The sequence below is a fragment of the Shewanella sp. HL-SH8 genome, from assembly GCF_051165765.1.
In the GTDB taxonomy this organism is placed as follows: Bacteria; Pseudomonadota; Gammaproteobacteria; order Enterobacterales; family Shewanellaceae; genus Shewanella; species Shewanella glacialimarina.
This window is the reverse complement of sequence record NZ_CP195039.1, coordinates 2953065-2975287: the sequence shown is the minus strand read 5'-3', so window position 1 is coordinate 2975287 and position 22223 is coordinate 2953065. Positions and strand designations below refer to the sequence as shown.

General features: G+C 40.4%; 16 protein-coding genes. 10 read left to right on the top strand and 6 right to left on the bottom strand.

Features of this window, described 5'->3' with window-relative positions; translation table 11 throughout:
• Positions 1–118 precede the first annotated feature (118 nt).
• A complete protein-coding gene (locus tag ACRWQN_RS13135) occupies positions 119–1243 on the top strand; it encodes a DUF481 domain-containing protein (protein WP_434938203.1) in 1125 nt (374 codons plus the stop codon).
• 45 nt (positions 1244–1288) lie between these two features.
• Here the strand turns inward: ACRWQN_RS13135 and ACRWQN_RS13130 are convergent, their stop codons facing one another.
• The 3 genes from ACRWQN_RS13130 to ACRWQN_RS13120 all read right to left on the bottom strand — a co-directional run bounded on the left by ACRWQN_RS13130 (position 1289) and on the right by ACRWQN_RS13120 (position 3878).
• A complete protein-coding gene (locus tag ACRWQN_RS13130) occupies positions 1289–1786 on the bottom strand; it encodes a YgjP-like metallopeptidase domain-containing protein (RefSeq protein ID WP_434929075.1) in 498 nt (165 codons plus the stop codon).
• A 234-nt stretch (positions 1787–2020) separates the two neighbouring features.
• On the bottom strand, positions 2021–2458 hold the full coding sequence (locus ACRWQN_RS13125) for a DUF3010 family protein (RefSeq protein ID WP_434926481.1): 438 nt from the start codon (positions 2456–2458) through the stop codon (positions 2021–2023).
• A 64-nt stretch (positions 2459–2522) separates the two neighbouring features.
• The gene (locus ACRWQN_RS13120; protein WP_434938201.1) at positions 2523–3878 is read right to left on the bottom strand and encodes a DEAD/DEAH box helicase; all 1356 of its coding nucleotides are present in this window, start codon (positions 3876–3878) and stop codon (positions 2523–2525) included.
• A 148-nt stretch (positions 3879–4026) separates the two neighbouring features.
• Between ACRWQN_RS13120 and rssA the strand changes: the two genes are divergently transcribed.
• The 3 genes from rssA (at position 4027) to nrdG (ending at position 7812) form a co-directional block, all read left to right on the top strand.
• On the top strand, positions 4027–4992 hold the full coding sequence (gene rssA, locus ACRWQN_RS13115) for a patatin-like phospholipase RssA (RefSeq protein WP_434926479.1): 966 nt from the start codon (positions 4027–4029) through the stop codon (positions 4990–4992).
• Between the two features lie 226 nt (positions 4993–5218).
• Positions 5219–7336: an anaerobic ribonucleoside-triphosphate reductase gene (gene nrdD, locus ACRWQN_RS13110; RefSeq protein ID WP_434938199.1), complete on the top strand. Its 2118-nt coding sequence runs from the start codon at positions 5219–5221 to the stop codon at positions 7334–7336.
• A complete protein-coding gene (gene nrdG / locus ACRWQN_RS13105; protein ID WP_434926477.1) occupies positions 7336–7812 on the top strand; it encodes an anaerobic ribonucleoside-triphosphate reductase-activating protein in 477 nt (158 codons plus the stop codon). Before nrdD ends, nrdG begins: the two co-directional genes overlap by 1 nt.
• Positions 7813–7814: 2 nt before the next feature.
• Here nrdG and ACRWQN_RS13100 read toward each other — a convergent pair whose 3' ends face one another.
• Positions 7815–8699, bottom strand: coding sequence for a diguanylate cyclase domain-containing protein (locus tag ACRWQN_RS13100; RefSeq protein WP_434938197.1), 885 nt, complete (start codon positions 8697–8699; stop codon positions 7815–7817).
• Between the two features lie 489 nt (positions 8700–9188).
• On the opposite strand from ACRWQN_RS13100, the gene ACRWQN_RS13095 reads away from it, so the two are divergent.
• From ACRWQN_RS13095 to ACRWQN_RS13070, 6 genes are all read left to right on the top strand, one after another.
• Complete coding sequence (locus ACRWQN_RS13095; RefSeq protein WP_434938195.1) at positions 9189–9353, top strand: hypothetical protein; 165 nt, start codon at positions 9189–9191, stop codon at positions 9351–9353.
• Positions 9354–9562: 209 nt separating this feature from the next.
• Positions 9563–10126 (top strand): hypothetical protein, encoded by a 564-nt coding sequence (locus ACRWQN_RS13090; RefSeq protein WP_434926475.1) that lies wholly within the window; start codon positions 9563–9565, stop codon positions 10124–10126.
• Positions 10127–10698: 572 nt separating this feature from the next.
• The gene (locus tag ACRWQN_RS13085; protein ID WP_434938193.1) at positions 10699–13842 is read left to right on the top strand and encodes a glycosyl hydrolase family 18 protein; all 3144 of its coding nucleotides are present in this window, start codon (positions 10699–10701) and stop codon (positions 13840–13842) included.
• Between the two features lie 73 nt (positions 13843–13915).
• Entirely contained in the window at positions 13916–15523 is a 1608-nt protein-coding gene (locus ACRWQN_RS13080) for a lytic polysaccharide monooxygenase (protein ID WP_434938191.1), read from the top strand.
• 50 nt (positions 15524–15573) lie between these two features.
• Positions 15574–18189 (top strand): glycosyl hydrolase family 18 protein, encoded by a 2616-nt coding sequence (locus tag ACRWQN_RS13075; RefSeq protein WP_434938189.1) that lies wholly within the window; start codon positions 15574–15576, stop codon positions 18187–18189.
• Positions 18190–18627: 438 nt separating this feature from the next.
• A complete protein-coding gene (locus ACRWQN_RS13070) occupies positions 18628–19017 on the top strand; it encodes a septal ring lytic transglycosylase RlpA family protein (RefSeq protein ID WP_434938187.1) in 390 nt (129 codons plus the stop codon).
• Positions 19018–19592: 575 nt separating this feature from the next.
• Here ACRWQN_RS13070 and ACRWQN_RS13065 read toward each other — a convergent pair.
• Together ACRWQN_RS13065 and ACRWQN_RS13060 are read right to left on the bottom strand one after the other, a co-directional pair.
• Complete coding sequence (locus tag ACRWQN_RS13065; protein ID WP_434938185.1) at positions 19593–21077, bottom strand: methyl-accepting chemotaxis protein; 1485 nt, start codon at positions 21075–21077, stop codon at positions 19593–19595.
• Positions 21078–21222: 145 nt separating this feature from the next.
• Complete coding sequence (locus tag ACRWQN_RS13060) at positions 21223–21957, bottom strand: substrate-binding periplasmic protein (RefSeq protein WP_434938183.1); 735 nt, start codon at positions 21955–21957, stop codon at positions 21223–21225.
• Positions 21958–22223: the final 266 nt, after the last annotated feature.

Here is a 22223-nt window from a genome sequence, read left to right as displayed (position 1 = left end):
TATCGAGTTAATAACCTAACGGCTAGCGGTTGTTTATGTTGGCGCTAGCCTTTAAAATATCAGCAAATTATAATTTTATTGCAGTTCACAAGTTAGCTGCGGCCAATGGAAAATTAACATGATCCGCTCTTCAAACGTAAAACGAACCTTCAAGCCGTTAGCTTTTACTTTTTTTAGCTATTTAGTTAGTACCAATGTCGCTGCGCAAACGCCAGCAGCACAACAAAATGTGCAAAATCAATTTACTCCCATGCAGGTTAACGTGCCTGTGGGGGATAAGTATGATTGGCTACAGCTAAACAGCAATGAGCTGCTTAAAGGCGAGATTAAACACCTTTATGACAATAAACTAGAGTTTGAAAGTGATCAGCTTGATACGCTTATCGTTGATTGGGAAGACGTCATTGTGTTGCAAAGTCGCGGTGCAGTCAGTATTGGTTTTACCGATTTATCTACTCGCACAGGGCGCTTGCTGATCCAGAACGGTCAGGGCTATCTTGATGGTGTTGTATTTAATGTGAATGACATTATGACGATCATTGCCGGTGAACAACATGAAGCCAATTACTGGACGAGTACTGTGTCATTAGGGGCAAACTTGCGTTCAGGCAATAATAATCAAATCGACTATTCAGCCAAAGCAAGAATGAGTCGCAGAACGACTGAGTCGCGTTTTAGAACCGATTACCTGGGTAATTACAGTAAGTCTGGTGGAGAAAATACCACTAATAATCACCGTGTAAACAGTTTTTTCGATTGGTTTTTATCGAATCAGTTCTTCCTACGACCTGTATTTGTTGAATATTATACCGATCCTTTTATGAATATTTCATCACGTGTCACTCTAGGTTCTGGTGTGGGTTACAGCATTATTGATACCGCTAAAACCGAGTGGAGTATCAGTGGTGGTCCCGCTTATACCATGACGAATTTTAAAGAGGTTGAATTAGGCGAGGATGATAATGAAAGTAGCGGCACTTTGGTTGTAGACAGTACGTTTACCACTGAACTAACTGACTCGGTTGATTTTAATGCGGATTATCGGATGCAGTTGGGTAACCAAAATTATGGCGGTTATACCCACCATGCTGTTGCTGGAATTGTCGTAGAGTTAACCGATATGTTTGATCTTGACTTGTCATTAGTTTGGGATAGAACCAATACTCCCCGTGCTGAGAGCGATGGTCAGGTTCCTGAAAAAGATGACTTTCAGTTAATTATCGGTTTTGGCGTGGCTATTTAATTGTTACAGCATCAAAATGTTAGTGTGGCAATTACCAATATGCCGTTAAGTATAGGGTAATTGTCCGACTTCTTCGGCAACCAGCCATACCCGCATATCGAACTCTAGTTGGTGATAATCAGCTAACATAAAAGTACATAACTGATAAAAGGCTTTGTTATGTTCTTTTTCACGTAAATGGGCTAATTCATGCACCACTACCATTTGCAGTAATTCAAAAGGTGTGTGTTTTAAGCGAGATGAAATACGAATTTCATTTTTTGCTTTAACTTTATGTCCTTGGCGACGATTAACATATGAATGTAATCCAAGTGCATGATGACTTAGGTTAATTTTTTCGTCAAAAATGACTTTTGATAGCGGGTCTGATTGGCGCATATGGGTATTTTTCAACGCAATTGCCATGTCATATAGTGCTTTATCTGTACGAATATCATGCTTTTTAGGGTAGCGGCTTAAAAAATGTTCGCCCAGTTTATTATTATCAACTAATTCAGCTATTTGGCTGATGATTTGAGGATTATAACCAGACAGATAGCGCATAGCACTGCGCTCACTTTGCTGCTTTTTAACGTCATCGCTGGTGATGAGTGTGCTTATGTCTATTTTGGGCTTTAATGCTTGGCTAGTAGGCTTTAATTGCATTTTTGGTGGAGCAGTTAGTTTTTTTGATTTAGAGGTTGTCATAAGTGTTGTTAAGCGCTGCTATAGCGTTATCTCCATTATGTGTGATGACAGATAACGCTTAAAGCTCAGCCTTAAAATGTTAACTCGGAATTAAACTTTACCGAATATTAATCGGTTATGATGCACATAAGCGACATCAAATGCATTTAGCTGAACGCGTTTTAAATCTAAAGAATCAAAGTCAACTTGCGGTGGATTACGCTTCAGTTGCTCTTTAATGGTTAATGGTGAAATCATTATCACTGGCAGCTCGGTAATTTGAATCGCCGCTTCTAATTTAAAGCTGGTAGCACTGCCGGCAAATTTACCTTTTTGTTCACGTTCAATAATCGCGATTTGGTCAATCTTGTAGTCTTCCATTAGCTTATGAAAAGCAAAATGAAACTCACGCAGAGACTCTGTCGATGCCGAATCTGACACCGAAAATGACACTTTACGACAACTCGGCACATTGAAGGTTTCACCTTCATAGCTAAGTAAACTGATGATGGCCTCGCCACCTTTTAACTCTACACCACAAACTTTCATGTTTATCCTTTCCGTATTTCAATGAGTGACCGCATGATATTTTAACCGGCGAGTCACTTAATAATTAGTCTTCACTGTCACTGATTTTTTGTTCAATAATCACAATGGGTTTCGCTTTACGGCGCATTGGCGCATCGCCAACGTCGATACCAGTAATAAATGTTTTATCGCGCTTAGGGACTGCTTTAGCTTTTTGCTTAGCTCTAGTTTTAGCTGCTACTTTGGTTTCAGGCTTGTCTTTGGCGGCTTTCGTTCCCGCTTGTTGACTTAAGCCCGAAAACTTAGCCGGTAAACCGCCGACCGCGGTAAATTCAAAGTTTTTGCGTAAAAATGATTGCACTTGTAAAAAGCTTTGCCAGTCTTTTGGGCCCACTAATGAAACTGCAATACCTTTAGCGCCAGCACGGCCAGTACGGCCTATACGATGGACATATTCTTCAGCAAATTTTGGCATGTCAAAGTTAACCACTAATGACACGTTAACTAAATCTAGCCCTCGAGAGGCCACATCCGTAGTGATAAGAATTTGCTGCTGGCCACGACTAAATTGATCCATAATTTGGTTACGCGCATTTTGTTTTAGCTCACCGCTTAATGCTGCGGTAGAAAATCCCTGTTCAGCTAAAAGTGTGGCTAAGCGGTCTGTGTCTGAGCGAGTTGCGGTAAATACAATAGTCTGCTTGTGTTCTGGCTGCTTCAATAAGTGGCTTAACAGTGCTTGTTTGTGATCTAGATGATCAGCAAACAGCATTTTTTGTTCAATATCTTTGTGTTCAGCATAACTGGTGCCAATAGCCACATGGCTTGGATTCTTCAATAATGTGGCGGCAATATCGTTAATGCTTTGATGATCTAAAGTGGCTGAAAACATCAAGGTTTGACGGCGTTTATGATCTGCAGCTTCATTAATGGCTTTCAGTTGTGGTGCAAACCCTAGGTCCAACATGCGGTCAGCTTCATCAAGAACAAGTAATTCAAGGCCATTTAAAAACAAGTGACGTTGCTCAAGATGATCAACAATTCGACCCGGAGTTGCCACAATAAAATGTGGGTCACGGGACAAACCTTTGGCTTGGTCGTTAAAGTTTTCACCGCCCAAAATACTGATTGCTTTGTACTGGGTGTTGGCAACCAGTAATCTAAGTTGACCATATACTTGCTGAGCAAGTTCACGAGTCGGCAATAAAATCAGCACGCGAGGATCTTTTTTCGACAGCGCTCTGCTGGAAATAATCCGCTGCATCGCAGGCAGTAAAAACGCTAAAGTTTTCCCCGAGCCAGTTTTCGATGATGCCATCAAATCTTTACCCGCTAGGGCAATAGGTAAGGCTTGTTCTTGGATCTCGGTTGGGTCAGTAATACCCATATGCTTCAAACTATCTAACAAGCGTTTATCAAGCGAAAAATCAGAAAACTGCAAAGGTGGATCCCCTAGAAAATAATAGCCAAATATTATAGCTGGATAAGCTTGCTATAGCCAATAATGACTTGCTTGTTTATGCTAATAAAGCACTTGGCCAGTAAAGCCTGGTTATTTACGTTTAAAAGTGACCCTATGGAGTATGTAAATGGCACCAGTTCAAGCTTCACCAGAGAAAAAACCGATTATCGGATTGGCATTAGGTAGCGGTGCAGCGAAAGGTTGGGCGCATATTGGTGTGCTTGAAGGCTTGGCTGAATTAGGTATTTACCCGGATAAAATTGCTGGCTGTTCTGTTGGCGCACTGGTTGGCGCGGCATATGCTAATGACAGTCTAGCTGAACTTAAAAGTTGGGTGTGTAGCTTTTCAAGTTGGGATGTTATTGGATTAATGGACATTAGTTGGCGTAAAGGTGGGCTTATTAGCGGTGAAAAAGTATTTGATGTTATGTCTACTCATATTGGCGCTGTTGACATTGAAAACTTGAAACACCCCTTTGCCGCAGTGGCAACGGATTTATATTCTGGCCAGGAGATTTGGTTTAAAGAAGGATTATTGCGCAATGCTGTCAGGGCATCATGTTCTATGCCTGGCTTTTTACCGCCAGTACAACAAAATGGCCGTTGGTTAGTTGATGGTGCCGTAGTTAATCCCGTACCAGTTTCATTATGTCGCTCGCTTGGGGTCGATATTGTCATCGCTGTTGATTTGAATGGTTATTTACGTAAACAAATGCAAGTGTTGCCCCAGCAAGTCAGTAGCTCTGAGCCTGTGTCTGATGAACACCTTGATGCAGATGCTGAACCGCAAGATTCAGGCTTTATGGATTTATTGGGTAAGGGCAAAGACTATATCAGTAGCTTAAGTGACAAACTGTCGCTTGGCACTAAGTCGCACCCTGGCATGTTAGCGGTAATGTCACAATCGATGGATATTTTAGAACAGCGTCATAAGCGATCTCGATTAATGGGCGACCCACCAGATATTTGTATTATTCCCAATGTATCTGATATTGGCACCATGGAGTTTCATCGTGCAGATGAAGCGATTGCCGCGGGTAAAAAAGCAGTTGAAGATATCGCGCATTTAATTAAAGCGTCGCTTAAAAACTAATTTGAAAATATTGTTCCTAAACTAGCTTGATATCTATGATCAAGCGCTAACAAGCCGATTTTTGGTGCTTATAACATAAATTTACTTTGCTTTTCTTTAGCGTGAAAAATGATGATCTAGATCAACACGGATAGTGACGATTTAACGCTTAATACACTACATATAGTGTTTTGTGTTTTTCGTATGCCGATATATTGATTTGGCGACGCTAAAGGAGAAGCTGGTTATGTTGGTTGTTATTAAGCGCGACGGATGCCGAACTGCATTTGATTCAAGTCGAATAAAAGATGCCGTTATTGCAGCAATGAAGTCTGCCGGACAATCAGATCATGACTATGCCAACACTTTGGCATTGACAGTTGAACAAGAGTTTCAGCAACAAACAGAAGTGGATATTCATCAACTACAAGATGCAGTTGAAAACAGGTTAATGTCAGGTCCTTTTAAGTCGGTTGCACGTCATTATATTGAATACCGACATGATCGCGATGTGAGCCGCGAGACCAAAAGTAAGTTAAATTGTCAAATTCGCGGTTTAGTAGAGCAAAGTGACAGCAGTCTGTTAAATGAAAATGCCAACAAAGACGCCAAGGTTATACCCACTCAACGCGATTTATTAGCCGGTATTGTGGCTAAACATTATGCCAAAACGCACTTGTTACCCAAAGATGTGGTGGCCGCCCACGAACGGGGGGAGCTGCACTATCATGACTTAGATTATGCGCCTTTTTTTCCTATGTTCAATTGCATGCTAATAGATTTAGCCGGCATGTTAACCCACGGATTTAAAATGGGTAACGCCGAAATTGAAACCCCAAAATCTATTTCGACTGCAACGGCAGTAACGGCGCAAATAATTGCCCAGGTGGCGAGTCACATTTATGGTGGCACCACTATTAATCGTATTGATGAAGTGTTGGCAATCTTTGTTCAAAAAAGCTATCAAAAGCATCTTGCGGCGGGCATTAAGTGGCAAATTGCCGACGTTGAAGCCTTTGCAAAAGCGCAAACAGAAAAAGAATGCCACGATGCATTTCAATCACTTGAATATGAAGTGAATACCTTGCATACCGCCAATGGCCAAACGCCCTTCGTCACCTTTGGCTTTGGTTTGGGTACAAGTTGGGAGTCTCGCTTAATTCAGCAGTCAATATTAACTGTGCGCAAGGCGGGATTAGGTAAAAATCGTAAAACAGCGGTTTTTCCTAAACTGGTTTTTGCAATAAAAGATGGTGTTAATCATAAAGCGGCAGATATAAATTACGACATCAAACGCCAGGCGCTAGAGTGTGCAAGTCTACGCATGTATCCCGATATTTTGAATTATGAACAAGTGGTTAAGGCCACTGGTTCATTCAAAACACCTATGGGATGTCGCTCATTTTTAGGCACGTTCGAGCAAGATGGTCAGTTGGTACATGAAGGCCGCAACAACCTCGGTGTGGTGAGCTTAAATCTGCCACGTATTGCGATAGAATCTAAGGGCGATGAGGCCAAGTTCTATGCTTTATTAGATAAACGCCTAGTGGTAGCAAAAAAAGCTTTAGACACTCGTATTGCTCGGTTAGTGGGTGTTAAAGCCCGTGTTGCACCAATTTTATATATGGAGGGCGCCTGTGGTGTTCGCCTAAAAGCAGATGATGACATCAGTGAAATATTTAAACATGGTCGAGCGTCAATTTCATTAGGTTACATCGGCTTACATGAAACCATTAATGCTTTATATGGCAGTGCACAACATGTGTTTGACGATGAAGTGTTACGTCAAAAAGCGCTTAAAGTCGTGTCGTACCTTAAGAAAAACACTGAACAATGGAAACAAGAATCTGGCTATGGTTTTAGTTTATACAGCACCCCAAGTGAAAACCTTTGTAGCCGTTTTTGCAGTTTAGACGCGAAAGAATTTGGGGTATTAACAGGGGTAACGGACAAAGGTTACTACACCAATAGTTTTCACCTAGATGTTGAAAAGCAAGTGAACCCATACGATAAAATAGACTTTGAACAGCCGTATCCTGAGATAAGTAGTGGTGGTTTTATTTGCTATGGTGAATATCCTAACATGCAAAATAACATCGAAGCTTTAGAGGACGTATGGGACTACAGTTATAGCCGAGTACCTTATTACGGCACTAATACTCCTATTGACGAGTGTTACGACTGTGGGTTTATCGGTGAGTTTAATTGCACCAGTAAAGGTTTTGTATGCCCTAAATGTGGTAACCATGAACCTAGCCGAGTGTCGGTTACCCGCCGAGTATGCGGTTATTTAGGTAGCCCAGATGCCAGGCCGTTTAATCATGGCAAACAACAAGAAGTAAAACGACGGGTGAAACACATTTAATGTTTTATAGTGCATATCACAGTGTTGATGTTGTTAATGGCGAGGGCACACGTTGCACCTTATTTGTCAGCGGCTGTGAGCATGCCTGTAAAGGCTGCTATAACCAGCTAACTTGGCGATCTGATGCTGGACATGCATTTACTCAAGCATTAGAAGACGAAATCATAGCTGATTTGAATGACAGCCGTATACGTCGTAAAGGTTTATCCTTAAGCGGCGGTGATCCTTTGCATCCTGGTAATATTGCTGCTGTACTTAAGTTAGTTAGGCGAGTAAAAACAGAGTGTAATGACAAAGATATTTGGTTGTGGACTGGCTATAAACTAGCAAATTTAACCCTTGAGCAACAGGCCATTACCGCACTGGTAGATGTATTGATTGATGGTAAGTTTGAACAGTCTTTGGCTGATCCAAGGTTAAAATGGCGCGGCAGTTCAAATCAAATTATTTATCAATTAAATGAAGGAACTGCTTAATATTATTTAGTACTGTTTACTGTGGTTTTTACGCTATTTCCTCCGGTGCTTTTAGCTTGATACATAGCTTGATCAGCATGTTGTATTAATTGCTGCTCATTATCACCATTTTCAGGGTAACGGGCTAAGCCAATGCTTGGAGATAACTGTAAAACCAACTCATCAAACTGATAAGGTTTATCGAGTTCGGAGCGAATATTTTCTGCAATAATAAGTACTTTATCAAATGACTCAATGTTATTTAATATCACTAAAAACTCATCGCCACCAAAACGCCCAACAGTATCAGATTTGCGCACACAATCATGTAAACGCTTAGCAATACTCTTTAACAATTTGTCGCCAACGAGGTGACCATAGTTATCATTTACATGCTTAAAACCATCGATATCGATAAATAATAATGACAAATGTGTTCCGCCTCGGCGTGCTAATCCTAGCGAAGCCTGCAGGCGTTCAAATAATAATGATCTGTTAGGTAATTGTGTTAAAGGATCATGTCCAGCAATATAATGAAGTTGCTGTTCCATTTGTTTACGTTCGGTAATGTCATGGGCAATTGCGATTCTAAATTGATGTTCTTCAGACCACCTTGCAGACCAAAGAATATCAACAACTTTGCCGTCTTTTCGCACCCAACGATTTTCAAAACGACGTTGATTCTCACCACTGATAAGTGTTTCTACAACTTGAAGTGTTTTTACTCCATCTTCAGGATAAACAAAGTCAATCATTGGTTTATTGATAACTTCATTTGGCGCATATCCAAATATATCTTCAAACGCCGCGCTAACGAATACAAAACATCCATTCTTATTCACAACACAAACAGCATCGAGCATTAAATCCATCACATCTTTAAGTGCAGCCAAGTCAATGGTCTTCATAATATCTATCTCAATAATGTAGCTCTTTTACTTATAGGTTTGAGTTGTTAGGCAAAAATTTTAAGTACATATTTACCCTAAGCCTTTTAAGTATGCAGTAACTTTCTAATACATTGTTGTTTATTCATGTATTGCTAGCCGTTGTTCGAAACATCTTGCATAAACTTCTGTAAAATTGATGGTTAAATGTCAATGGGGCCTCATGAGGAAGTGTATAATATTCTGAGCTGAATTAACGACATTAGTGGTTTTAATCATATTTAGATCAGAAGCTTAATGAAGTAAAGCTATGCTATTAAAGTATAGTGTACGAATTGAAGTTTTTCATCATATCAACTAGCAACTAGCAACTAGCAACTAGCAACTAGCAACTATCGATTTTATGAGGATTACGGCTAAATTCTTCCCACGACTTGCCTAAATTACGAATATAGTTACTTTTTATCACAAAACTATTTGCTTAATTAATAGAAAATTTGCCACACAGCGATGAAGTATTTATCAGGTTTATTTTTATTTTTATTTTTGTCACTTCTATCACTGATTTTAGGTGTTGGTCTTTCTTGGTATGGCATTACCCATGCCGATGAAATTATGGCAGAGGTTGCAGAGATGCCAGCGCATTTTGGCGCTGGAGTTATCCTTATTTTTTAGGATTAATATGCAGCGCGATCCGAACTTTGCTAACTTGGCAGCAGATGCGTAAAAGTGCATAAAAAGCCATTAGTTTGATAAGTTATAGTTAATCATCGCAAATAGCCTGTTTAAGACAGGCTATTTCTATCAACAACGTTATAGGTTTTTATATGAATACATACGATAAAATAATCACGACAATTACAAGTTCGTTAATATTATCTTTCATGGCATTTTCAATTAGTGCAGAACAAAGTGTGCTAAATATAAGTGAAAAAAGCTTTAGTTGTATCAGAGACATGACGCCAGTACGTCACTTTTATGTTGATAATTTACTCGGTAATATGGAGGGAACATTAGCCGCCGCCAATGCGCCTGAGGGGGCTATTTATCCAACGGGTTCCGTAGTGCAATTAGTACCCACCGAAGTGATGGTTAAGCGAGAAGCGGGCACCTTTCCAGCCACTGGTGATTGGGAGTTTTTTGAACTCGCCGTTGATGAGCAAGGTTCTACTATTGCAAAGCGCGGTTTTGTCGATGTGAACAATCGTTTTGGCGGTAATTGCTTTACTTGTCACTTACCCGCGCGCGATAAATGGGACTTTATTTGTGAGTCCGATCATGGCTGCGAACCTATTCCAATTGACCATAGTATGACAGGCGCATTGCAGCGTTCAGATCCCCGTTGTGGTGAAAGCGAACTTGAGTCGGGTGATACTGTTGCACTGCTAAAGTTAAATGCTATGGTCACAATGGGTGTTGTTATTAAATGGGTAGAAGACCTTTTCTAACGTTAACCCGATGATAGTTTATTTAAATATACCCAGTCATCCATGCAGAAAGTCTCTTTGGGGAGGTGTTGATGACATTAATACCATTATTAATACTTCATCTTCCTGTTAATCTCAGCTTCATTTTAAACGTATTTCATTTGTAGATGCTTTATCAACACGATTAGCGGAAATCGTATTTAGGTCATCAGGTTAGTTATTTTTATTTTATTTCAGATCTATATTAGAGCTTAATGATATGTAGGGTATGTGAAGGCTTAATTATTTCGCTTAATATTTAGTGTTTTTTAGTGTTTTTTTATTCTTAATACCTTGCTTTAGTTCATAAAATAAATTTCCATTTTAAATTTTACATCATTCCCTTTCTGGTATTTAAATCGACTTTATCGAGTTAATAACATTCTAGCTATTGTTTGGTTTTTTAGCTCAACAATCCATGGTGCACGCACATATGGAGCCTTATATCGGTATAAAAACACTATTTTGAATAAATATTGTGCAATTTGAAGTTTGTGCTATTTTAAAATCAGACGTAACAAATAATTAACAACTATATGGTAAGAGGTCAGAACATGGAAAATAAAGTTATTTTAAAACCCGCTGTGAATATTGGTGTTTTATCACTGATATTTTTAGGATGTTCAGTACAGGGGGCTGTTATTGATTGCAATGCGTTTACTCAATGGCAAGGCGGTTCTACCTATACCGCGGGTCAGAAGGTCAAAACTCAACAGCAAGCCTTTGAAGCTAAGTGGTGGAATCAGACTGACCCGATGCAGCATTCTAGCTCATGGCAAGAATGGAAGAAACTGGGCGACTGCCAAAGTGGTGATGTCAACCTAGCCCCTACGGTTAGTTGGATTTCGCCAGCAAACAATACTTCTTTGACCGAAAATGACAGCGTTGTCATATCATTTTTGGCCCAAGATAGTGATGGCAGTATCGATCATAGTGATGTATTTCTTGACGGTATTTTACTGACCACCTTGGCTGCGAACGCAAATCAAGTGACATGGTCTGCCGTCAAAGGGCAACACTATTTTTCAGTGACGACTTACGACGATAAACAAAAGGCTACTAGTTCAAGTCTATTGAATTTGACGGTACAGCAAAAAGATACTCCACCGAATAATCAGGCACCTAGTGCAAACTTAACTATCATCGACTCACCCCTAGAAGTTCATATTGGCGATCAAGTTCAATTCGCCTTAACGGCGGCGGATGTTGATGGCTCAGTTGCTGGGCTTGAGTTATTTGCTAATGACAGTTCAGTATTTTCTTCGGTAATTGCTAGTGAGAGTTTTACTTGGCAAGCCACTGAGTTAGGGCTGGTAACATTTACCTTGCAAGCCACAGATGATGATAATGCGATTGGCACTAGTGCTGCGGTTATTGTCAATATTGTTGCAGTGGGCGGCGTTGGTAACAATAGAGACGCTTGTAAACCGAGCGGTTTATATCAAACCCCTGAGACTAATACGCCCTATTGTACGGTTTACGATGTGAATGGTCGTGAAAAAATGGGCGCGGATCATCCACGTCGAGTTATTGGCTACTTTACCAGTTGGCGTAATGGTGCCAATAACCAACCTAGTTATTTAGTTAATGATATTCCATGGGACAAGATTACTCATATTAATTACGCTTTCGCGCATATTGATGCCAATAATAAAGTGTCAATTGGTGATCCTAATAGCGTCAATAATCCAGCCACTAATATGGAGTGGCCCGATGTTGTTGGCGCAGAGCTAGACACAAGCTTGAATTATAAAGGTCACTTTAATTTATTAACCAAATATAAAAAGCAATATCCCCATGTTAAAACCCTGATATCTGTTGGTGGTTGGGCTGAAACCGGTGGCTTTTTTGATGAAACGGGTCGGGTTGCCAATGGTGGTTTTTACACCCTGACCACAAATGCTGATGGCAGTGTTAATCATGCAGCGATAAAAACCTTTAGTGACAGTGCGGTCAGCTTCATCAAGCAGTACGGTTTTGATGGTATTGATATCGATTATGAATATCCGTCTTCAATGTCTGACTCAGGCCACCCTGATGATTTCGATTTTTCTAATCCTCGCCGTGCAGCATTGAACAAATCTTATCTGGTGTTAATGAAATCATTACGTGAAGCACTGGATAAGGCGGGGCAGAGTGATGGGCAACATTATCTATTAACCATAGCGTCACCTTCTTCAGGTTATTTATTACGTGGCATGGAAACATTCCAAGCAACTCAATATTTAGATTACGTCAACATTATGTCCTATGACTTACACGGAGCGTGGAATTCTCATGTCGGACCTAATGCAGCGCTATTTGATACTGGCGAAGACTCTGAGCTTGCTGCGTGGGGTGTTTATGGCACGGCTGAGTTTGAAGGTATTGGTTATTTAAACACAGATTGGGCAGTACGATATTTCCGCGGTGCCTTGTCGGCAGGACGGATAAATATTGGTATTCCCTATTATACCCGCGGCTTCAAAGATGTGACTGGCGGCACCAATGGTTTATGGGGCCAAGCGGCCTTGGCAGATCAAGCTACTTGTCCAAAAGGCACGGGTAAAGGGGATAAAAACTCTTGTGGCAATGGTGCTGTAGGTATAGATAACTTATGGCATGACATTGAAAATGATAATGAAATTGCAGCAGGTAGTAACCCACTATGGCATACAAAAAATCTGGCACAAGGTAAGTATGGTAGCTATATCAGCGCCTACGGCTTAAAGCCAGAAACGGATCCCGAGGATAAATTAGTCGGCAGCTATCAACGTTATTATGATGCAGTAGCTGTTACGCCTTGGCTGTGGAATGACCAAAAGAAAGTTTTCCTGTCAATTGAAGATGAAGAGTCTATGGCTCTTAAAGTCGATTATGTCATTAACAATGGACTTGGCGGGGTGATGTTTTGGGAGCTGGCTGGTGATTTTGATTATGACCAAGTAAAGCAAGAGTATTACATGGGGTCAACCATGACGACTATTGCTTACGATAAGTTCCGTCAAAGTGGTACGGCTTATGATATTCATAAAGGCGATCCCGCTTTTGTGGTTCCAGAACAAATGGTTGATATTGATTTTGTTGCCAAAGACTTCCCTGTTGGTGATGATAATTATCCTATTAGTGCAAGTTTTTCTTTTACCAATCAATCACAACTGGATTTATCAGGGGCGAAAATTGCTTTTGATGTACCCGTATCAACCTCGGCAATTTTCAAATCTAACTGGAATTCGCAGAAAAAATTAAAAATGGCCATTGAGACGAATGCATCAAATGCCGCAGGCAATAATATTGGCGGATTTGAAAATGAGTTTCATCGTTTTTCAATCACGCTGCTTAATGAATTTGGTGGTGTTGTTGAATCCTTTAAACCGGGTGAAACCGTTATCGCGCAAGTGATGTATTACATGCCCTTTACAGGGCCGGCAAACTTTACCATAGAGAAAGGTGATAAAAGCTACGCTTTTAAAGCAGAGTATCCTAGTTTACCTGAAGCTAAAAAAGATGTGGGCGGTGGCACTGGTCAAAGCTGTGACGGCGTTAATGTGACCGATATTCCTGTTTATCCTAATTTCCCTCAAAAGGATTGGCAAGGAAATCCTGATCATGCCAATGCAGGCGATATGATGCTCAGTAACCAAGTGGTTTGGAAAGCCAAGTGGTGGACTCGCGCTGAACCTAGCAATGCAGATTGGCAGCTAGTGTGTAGTTTATAACTGTCTTCCCCCCATATTCTGTGGGGGGAAACAACATATTACTATCACGGTTAGTTATTAAGGACGATACATTATGAATAATACATCACTGCAAACTCTATTTACTTCCTCGCTAGTTGCCAGTGGGGTGCTTTTATCGATAACCAGTATGTTATTACCCACGACAAGTTATGCCCATGGCTTTATGGAAAGCCCAAAAGCGCGTCAATCAATTTGTCAGGCTCAAGGCGGTTATTGGTGGCCAAGTGACGGCTCGAATATTCCTAATTTTGCCTGTCGAGCGGCTTTTATCGAATCTGGATATGTGCAGTTTGTTCAAGAGCATGAAATTTCAGTTAACGTAGCTGACTATCATAATCAACAAGCTGTTGAGTCTGCGATACCGGACGGTAGCTTGTGTTCTGCAGGGGTATTTGAGAAACGCGGATTAAACCTTGCTTCACCTGATTGGCAAAAAACTAAGGTCACTCCCAATGGGCAAGGGAACATTCAAATTCGTTTTAATGCCACAACACCCCATAACCCTAGCTTTTGGAAGTTGTATTTGTCTAAGCCTGGGTTTAATGCCAGTACAGATGTACTGCGCTGGCAAGATCTTGAACTGATACAAGAATATGGCAACATCGATTTTATTAAAACCCCAGATGGCAGTCGCTATTACGATATGGAGGTCACTATTCCGGCCGACCGTCAGGGTGATGCCTTGTTATATAGTCGTTGGCAACGTGATGATGTGGTTGGGGAAGGGTTTTATAACTGTAGCGACATTAATATCGTCCGCGATGATATTACTCCAGAGCAATGGCAACCTCTAGATTACTTTGTTAAACAAGGGCTAGTCGCAAATGCCGGAGATCAAGTGTGGTTAAGGCTATTTGATGCTTCAGGGCAGGAGCTGATAAGTCAACACTTTGAAGTTACCGCTAACAATGTTCAACATTGGCAAGCTGACTTCAGCACATTGCTAAACACCTTACATGATCAATTAATAAAAATAGGCATCAAAACAGCAGAGGGCGATATTCTCTTTGATGTGAATAACCTACTTTCAAATAAAGTCTGGACCTTAGATGCTGACTATAGCTTTGCGCTATCAGTTATGCCGCAATCTGAAAATACCGCACCAATTGTTCATCAATTAACGCCGCTGAATATGGATGAAAATACGGCAGCTAGTGTTCATGTTCATGCCTTTGACGACCAAAATGACCCTCTCACATACCAATGGCAAGTGGCCGCTCCCTTAAGTTTTACAGGCAGTGGTGCTGATATTAGTTTACTCGCTGGAGAGGTTGAACGTGATCAATTAGTGACAGTTTCAGTAGTTGTTTCAGATGGGAAACTCACCACCAGTCAATCCTTTAACGTCAACATTATTAATCATCCTGGTCTACCGAATATACCGTTATGGCTTGGAACTGAAGCTTATAGCGCCGGTAACAAGGTCACTTATCAAGGTAAGGTTTATCAAGCTAAGTGGTGGAATAAAAATCAAATACCCGTAACAAGCGATGCCTGGAAACTGGCAATGCCTGATAACGGTCAAACACCGAGTTGGAATAATCAAACGGCTTATCAAGGAGGAACACAAGTTATGCACAGTGGTAGTAAATATAGTGCTAAGTGGTGGACACAGGGCGATGAGCCCGGTGTTGCCAGTGTATGGCAAAAGAGTGAGTAACAAATCTGAACAATGAAAATAACCCTAATAAGAATGAGAAGAGAATTATTATGAAAAATATATTATTAACCGTTTTTGCCCTCAGTGCGGCAGCGGCCTCTTGGCAAGCTGCAGCCGCAGCATCAAAACCTAGCATAGACTGGCAACCGCAAGATTATTCATTTGTACAAGTTAACCTAGATGGTCAGGGTTCTTATAAAGATTTAGTGACGGTAAAAAATCAAGTCGACATCAATATAAAATGGAATGCATGGAGCGGTACCGGGGGCAATAGCTACAAAGTTTACTTCGATGACATGCTAGTTAATGAAGGCAATTTAGCCGCGGGCACCCAAAGTGGCGTCATTAATTTTGCTTACCATAAATCAGGACGTCATAATTTAACGGTTGCTCTGTGTGACAGTACTGGTTGTAGTGTGAGTGACGGTAAAGCTATTGTTATTGCCGATACCGGCGGCGGCCATTTACCACCTTTAGCTATGGATGTTAATCCTAACAATAAAGACTATCAACATCAGCAAGATACCGTAGTGGGCGCTTATTTTGTTGAGTGGGGTATTTATGGTCGAGACTTTGATGTATCGAATATTCCCGCAAAAAACTTAACCCATATACTCTATGGTTTTATTCCTATTTGTGGCGCTAATGAATCATTAAAAGAGATTGAAAACGGTAATAGCTGGCGTGCTTTACAAAAAGCCTGTGAAGGCAGCGCCGATTATGAGGTGGTTATTCATGATCCTTGGGCGGCCATTCAAAAAACCTTACCAGGCATAAATAACACAGATCCTATCCGTGGTACATACGCCCAATTAATGGCGTTAAAGCAACGTTATCCTGACCTAAAGATATTACCTTCTGTTGGTGGTTGGACTTTGTCTGATCCCTTTCATTCTTTCACAAATAAAGCTAATCGCGACACTTTTGTAGCTTCAATGAAGACATTTCTGCAAACGTGGAAATTTTATGATGGAGTCGACATCGATTGGGAATATCCAGGTGGAAGTGGACCAAATCCTAATTTAGGCGATCCAATTAATGATGGCCCAGCTTATGTCGCATTAATGCAAGAGTTAAGAGTCATGCTTGATGGTTTAGAAGCCGATACTGGACGTGAATATCAACTGACGTCAGCGATAGGGGTTGGGTTTGATAAAATTGAAGATGTGGACTATGGCCAAGCTGCACAATACATGGATTATATCTTTGCCATGAGTTATGACTTTTATGGTGGCTGGAACAATGTCACCGGGCATCAAACCGGTATTTACTGTGGTGAACATTTAACCGCTGGAGAATGTGATGGTACTGGGTTAGATGATGAAGGTAAACCGCGTAAAGGCCCTGCTTATACTACAGATAACGGTATACAAAAGCTGCTTACTCAAGGGGTTTCTGCATCTAAAATTGTAGTCGGTGCAGCTATGTATGGTAGAGGTTGGGAGGGTGTGATGCCTGCTAACGCCATAGGTAATAATCCAATGACCGCAATGGGCACAGGCAAACTGACCGGCACGATTGCCAATGGTGTTTGGGAGCCGGGTATTCAAGACTATAAAGGCATGAAAAATGCCATGATTGGTGCATCAGGTAACGGTGTTAATGGTTTTGAAACCTTTTATGACGAACAAGCACAGGCAGCGTATGTTTGGAATAAAAGCAGTGGTACTTTGGCTACCTATGATAGCCCTCGTTCTGTTAATGCCAAAGGTCAATATGTACGTAGTTTAGGTTTGGCAGGACTATTTGCCTGGGAAATCGATGCTGATAACGGTGATATCCTCAATGCTATGCATGAAGGTTTAGCAGGTGGTACACCTGTTAATAGTAAGCCTGTGATTCAGCTAGTGGCTAGCTATAGCGTTCAAACGGGTAATTCACTTACTGTAGCAGCAACCGCAACTGACGCAGATAATGATCCATTAACCTATAGCTGGGCAGTTGATGCTTCATTTGCCGCAACAGGTGTCAATACTAATACTCTAGTGCTTAATGCCCCTAATGTAAGTCAAAACACAGATTATATTGCCACTTTAAGTGTATCTGATGGTACGACTACTGTGACTAAATCAACCACAGTCACAGTTCTTGCAAATGATGTTATTAATCAACCTCCTGTGATAGCGGATATTGCCAATCTGAGTATCGATGAAAATAAAGCCGCGACAGTCAGTGTAAATGCAACGGATGCCGACAACGATGCGTTAACTTATAACTGGACTGTTCCAACAGGGTTAGCCTTACAAGGCCGTGGTGCGAATATTAGCTTGCTGGCGGGCGAGGTTAGCCAGAACACCGTTTATACTGTTAGCGTTAGCGTGTCTGATGGCACAAGTAATGTCACTAAAAGCTTTACAGTAACGGTTAACAATATCGATGCTGGCGGTGACACCACATGGCTTGCGACAAAAATATATAACACAGGTGATAAGGTTAAATATCAAGGTGTTGAATATAAAGCTAAATGGTGGACTCAGGGTGATAGACCTGACGCAGGTGGTCCTTGGGAGGTCGTCATTACAGATGGTAGCCCGATAGGAAGCTGGAATACGGGTTCTACTTACAATGGTGGTGATAAAGTTACCCATAACAATGCGCAATACCAGGCAAAATGGTGGACAAAAGGCGATGAGCCCGGCGTGAACAATGTTTGGCAAAAGCTATAGTGTTAACAATAGGGTGATAGTGTTTGTTTATAAACGGTGAGGAAAAGTCCTCATGCTGTTAAACACTATTTAGCCCATATCAAACGACTTTCTAGTTTTTATAAAAGGCTTCTGAAAACATTCAGAAGCCTTTTTAATAACAGTGGAAAAGCATACTAAATTATTAATTGGCCAACACTGTCGGATTGAAACTCTTGTGCGGCTCAAAGGAAGCAAATATCAAATAGTCGGCCAATAGTCCTGTGCGTTATATTGCTCACTTGTAATACATCCCCACAGTTTTCTGGCATCACAAAACGACATTTACCCTAATCATTAATAAAACAGCGGTTTCATTTGAATCACTATTCAAACTCAGTTAGTGTTCGTGACATTATTAAATCACCACAAATGAGCCATTCCACAGGCTCGTTATGTGAACATACTAAAAGACAAAACATGGTTGCCATTTCTCGAAAAATTCAGTTGTTAATTTTTTTCTTCATATTAACAGGGTGTACTTCGCTACAGCCAGATGCCGATGGAAAGAGAATAAACTTCACTGAATCCGGTCAAGCCTCATACTATTCTGACAGACATCAAAACAAGAAAACGGCAAGCGGTGATTTATATACTCACAGTCAAAATACAGCAGCACATAAAAGTTTACCTTTTGGCTCAAATGTCAAAGTGACCAATATCAACAATGGCAAAAGTATTATCGTGAAAATCAATGATCGTGGTCCTTTTGTTAAGGGCCGTATCATTGACCTTTCTAAGTCAGCCTTCAACAGCATCGCTAATATATCTAATGGTTTGATTAACGTTAAAATTGAGGTAGTTCACTAGTATTTGTTTGTCGTTATAGCTCGTTGTTAAGGCATTTAGTATCTTGAGGATTCACCATAACCATAACCATAACAACTGCCGCAACCAGATAAGGCAACAAAAATTGTAACTTGAATGGGTGCTAAATTTCTCTGGTTAATGTTCATTCGAACTCCTTGTGTATCATAGTTACTTACTTTATCGAGAGCGCTACTCACCTTTACTATCAAAGATATTGGTGCACTTGCGGTTCTATTTGGTTAACAATTTGATAGTCAATAAAAAATATTAAAAGGTGTATGGGAAGCACATTATTAATGATGAGGAGCGCTGAAAGAGGTCTAGCTAGAATCGTAGCTGAACTTGAGTTTTAACAAGTTTGACCCGATATTATGTTGATTTTAGCGAGTGAGTTATCGAACTCGCTTTAGATTACTCTTAGCTTGCTTGTAAGCGCCTAAATTAATTGAACACTCGGATTCTATTTTTAAGCTTGAATAGCCATTAAGGCTATCGTATTAAAGTGGATAGACGAGATATTAATTGATTATAAAAATAGGTGGCTCTAGCATTATTAGCCAGAGCCACTTAGATAGTTAGGCTTTAAATTGATTGGCTAATTTCTTTAAATTTCTTGATGTCGACTCTAAATCTTCAGAGTTTTTATTCATTTCACTTAGCTGTATAAGATTATCCTGACCCGATGTGACAATACGGTTGATGTTATGGGTTAAGTCTTCGGCTACCGTACTTTGTTGTTCTACTGCTGTTGCAATATGAGTTGCCATATCGGTGATTTTTTCTGTAGAAATTAAAATTCTATTGATGGCTGTTCCCGAACTTTGGGCATTGACCACTGAAGCCTCACTTTTGCTTTGACTTTCAAGCATCACTTTTACTGCTGACTTAGCGCCGGATTGTAACTTAGTAATACCGGTTTGAATTTCAGCAGTACTTTGTTGGGTTCTGCTAGCAAGCGCACGAACTTCATCCGCCACTACAGCAAACCCACGGCCTTGCTCTCCGGCTCGAGCTGCTTCAATAGCTGCATTTAACGCCAATAGGTTCGTTTGCTCCGCAATACTGCGGATCACATCTAGTATGGACACGATCGCCGTGACATCTTTATCTAGCGAATTTACTACAGTGGCGGCTTCTGTTAATTGACTAGATAGATCGTTTATAGAATCAATAGAGTCATTTATAATGTTGGATACTTCTTTGGTATCCATATTAGCTTGCAATGCCGATTCTGCTGAAAGCTTCACGCTGATAGCAATTTCTTTTGCTGAGGCTGACATTTGGGTGATTGCAGCCGCAACCTGATCGGTCTCTAATTGCTGATCGTGCACATGCCCACGACTGAGTTCAGCTACGGTGTGTACATTTCTTGCAGCACGAAACACATCATCAACAGAAAACTGTATAGATTGTACAAGTACTTGAATTTTTTCTACAAATATATTAAATGAACTTGATACCTTGCCAATTTCATCTTCGCGACTGACATGAAGCCTACGGGTCAAATTGCCTTCGCCACTGGCTATATTTTCTAAGGCATTAGCAACATGGGTGAGTGGGCGAGTAATCAGTTTACTAAATAGAAAAAAGAGTGCGGTTACTAAAAAAACATCCAGTAATAACCCTTTTAAAATAGCCCTAAAAGCGAGCTCTGTTAGCTCTTCTTTGATGCTAGTATCATCAATGTATAATCTTACTGTACCGATATCAGAGGCGGTATCATTTTCTACATATTGTAGGGGTATTGTACGAAAGTGAGTACTTTTTTCACCTTTAGATTGGGCAATCTGGTCGCCGTTATCATTATGAAAACTTAAAAAAGCAACATCATCAGATTGTTGTTCTGAATCAAGTAATCGAGCCATTTGAGACTCTTCATAATTCCACACTGCGCTAGGTAGGCTTAACTGTAATCTTGAAGCAACTAAATCAAGTTGAACATTTTGTTTCTGTTGTAGTTTTGCACTTTGTGCCAGATAGTCATATACCCCAAATATTACAACTAAAAAGGTTACAGTAACTAGCGCTGCCATGATTAACTTAAAAGAAATTGATTTCATTAGCGTCATAAAAAGTACTCATTTTAACTTGAGTGTATAAAGCAACGTAATCCATTTTATTGCGATACTTAAATGTTACTTATGCCGATAAAGCAGTCCTAAATCTGTTGGAACATGTCGGCACTTGTTATTGACTATTTAATTATTACTTTAAATGCTCTGTCATCAGCGCATCTATATCAATTTTAGCTAAGCCTTGGTTGTAAATTTCTTGCCATTTTTTGCCATCAGCATCATTTCGAAATGCTACATAAAGCTCTTTGTTCATTAATAACTTAGCGTTCATCTGTACCTTATCTTTATTTTTTACCAGCTTACTGCTGTTGGCGAGCATATAATTGAATACGTTTGCGTCAATGACTGCTGCGTCGATACGACCGCCTGCAACTTTTTGAACATTAATCTCATCTGATGTGACAACCTGAGGTTTAATCACTTTGCTGGCGATAAGTGCATCAAGTTCTTCTGTGTTGACATAATCCTGGACTACGCCCAATTTATATTTAGCGAGATCACTTACCTCAGCCCAGCTAATAGGCGATGCTACGTTTTCAACCAAACCTAGCGGCCCCTGTCCCATGGGCGCTGAAAAAGTAAACTCATTTGACTCATATAAGTATTCTGGAAAATATCCTGCATATTTAGACCCCGGCTCTGAAGCCAGTTTTACTGCTCGGCTCCATGGAAAAAAATCGACAACAAGTTCATGACCCATAGCTTTAAATGCCGCTTGAGCTACCACAACACTAGCTCCTCTATTTTCTAGACTTTTTCCTGAATAGGGTGCCCAATCTAGTGAAGTAAGGTTTACGGTTTCGGCGTGAGTGGATACGCTGCCGACAGCGAATAGTAATCCCCAAATGGCATAGTTAAATTTCATAATATCTCCTAGAAATGAAAAATTGAACCCGAGTAAACAACATGTTGGAGCTGTTATTGGTATCAAGGGTAATCTCTTATCTGTTTGTCTATTGCCTTACATTGTTATTAAACAATGGATTAAATTTATTCGCTCGTTAGTAATCCTATTTTTATTATGTGTGTACTAGTATCGACCAGTATTACAACGCTTAGGTTAATCTAATAATCTGCATAAAATGAGTTAGCATCAATTACACATCTACGCTTAGATACAAACAATTACTG

Excerpts from the sequence above, each read along its gene's own strand:
- ACRWQN_RS13135 (WP_434938203.1), top strand. The coding sequence starts at position 119 with ATGATCCGCTCTTCAAACGTAAAACGAACCTTCAAGCCGTTAGCTTTT.
- ACRWQN_RS13130 (WP_434929075.1), bottom strand. The coding sequence starts at position 1,786 with ATGCGCTATCTGTCTGGTTATAATCCTCAAATCATCAGCCAAATAGCT.
- ACRWQN_RS13125 (WP_434926481.1), bottom strand. The coding sequence starts at position 2,458 with ATGAAAGTTTGTGGTGTAGAGTTAAAAGGTGGCGAGGCCATCATCAGT.
- rssA (WP_434926479.1), top strand. The coding sequence starts at position 4,027 with ATGGCACCAGTTCAAGCTTCACCAGAGAAAAAACCGATTATCGGATTG.
- nrdD (WP_434938199.1), top strand. The coding sequence starts at position 5,219 with ATGTTGGTTGTTATTAAGCGCGACGGATGCCGAACTGCATTTGATTCA.
- nrdG (WP_434926477.1), top strand. The coding sequence starts at position 7,336 with ATGTTTTATAGTGCATATCACAGTGTTGATGTTGTTAATGGCGAGGGC.
- ACRWQN_RS13100 (WP_434938197.1), bottom strand. The coding sequence starts at position 8,699 with ATGAAGACCATTGACTTGGCTGCACTTAAAGATGTGATGGATTTAATG.
- ACRWQN_RS13095 (WP_434938195.1), top strand. The coding sequence starts at position 9,189 with ATGAAGTATTTATCAGGTTTATTTTTATTTTTATTTTTGTCACTTCTA.
- ACRWQN_RS13090 (WP_434926475.1), top strand. The coding sequence starts at position 9,563 with ATGGCATTTTCAATTAGTGCAGAACAAAGTGTGCTAAATATAAGTGAA.
- ACRWQN_RS13085 (WP_434938193.1), top strand. The coding sequence starts at position 10,699 with ATGGAAAATAAAGTTATTTTAAAACCCGCTGTGAATATTGGTGTTTTA.
- ACRWQN_RS13080 (WP_434938191.1), top strand. The coding sequence starts at position 13,916 with ATGAATAATACATCACTGCAAACTCTATTTACTTCCTCGCTAGTTGCC.
- ACRWQN_RS13075 (WP_434938189.1), top strand. The coding sequence starts at position 15,574 with ATGAAAAATATATTATTAACCGTTTTTGCCCTCAGTGCGGCAGCGGCC.
- ACRWQN_RS13070 (WP_434938187.1), top strand. The coding sequence starts at position 18,628 with ATGGTTGCCATTTCTCGAAAAATTCAGTTGTTAATTTTTTTCTTCATA.
- ACRWQN_RS13065 (WP_434938185.1), bottom strand. The coding sequence starts at position 21,077 with ATGAAATCAATTTCTTTTAAGTTAATCATGGCAGCGCTAGTTACTGTA.
- ACRWQN_RS13060 (WP_434938183.1), bottom strand. The coding sequence starts at position 21,957 with ATGAAATTTAACTATGCCATTTGGGGATTACTATTCGCTGTCGGCAGC.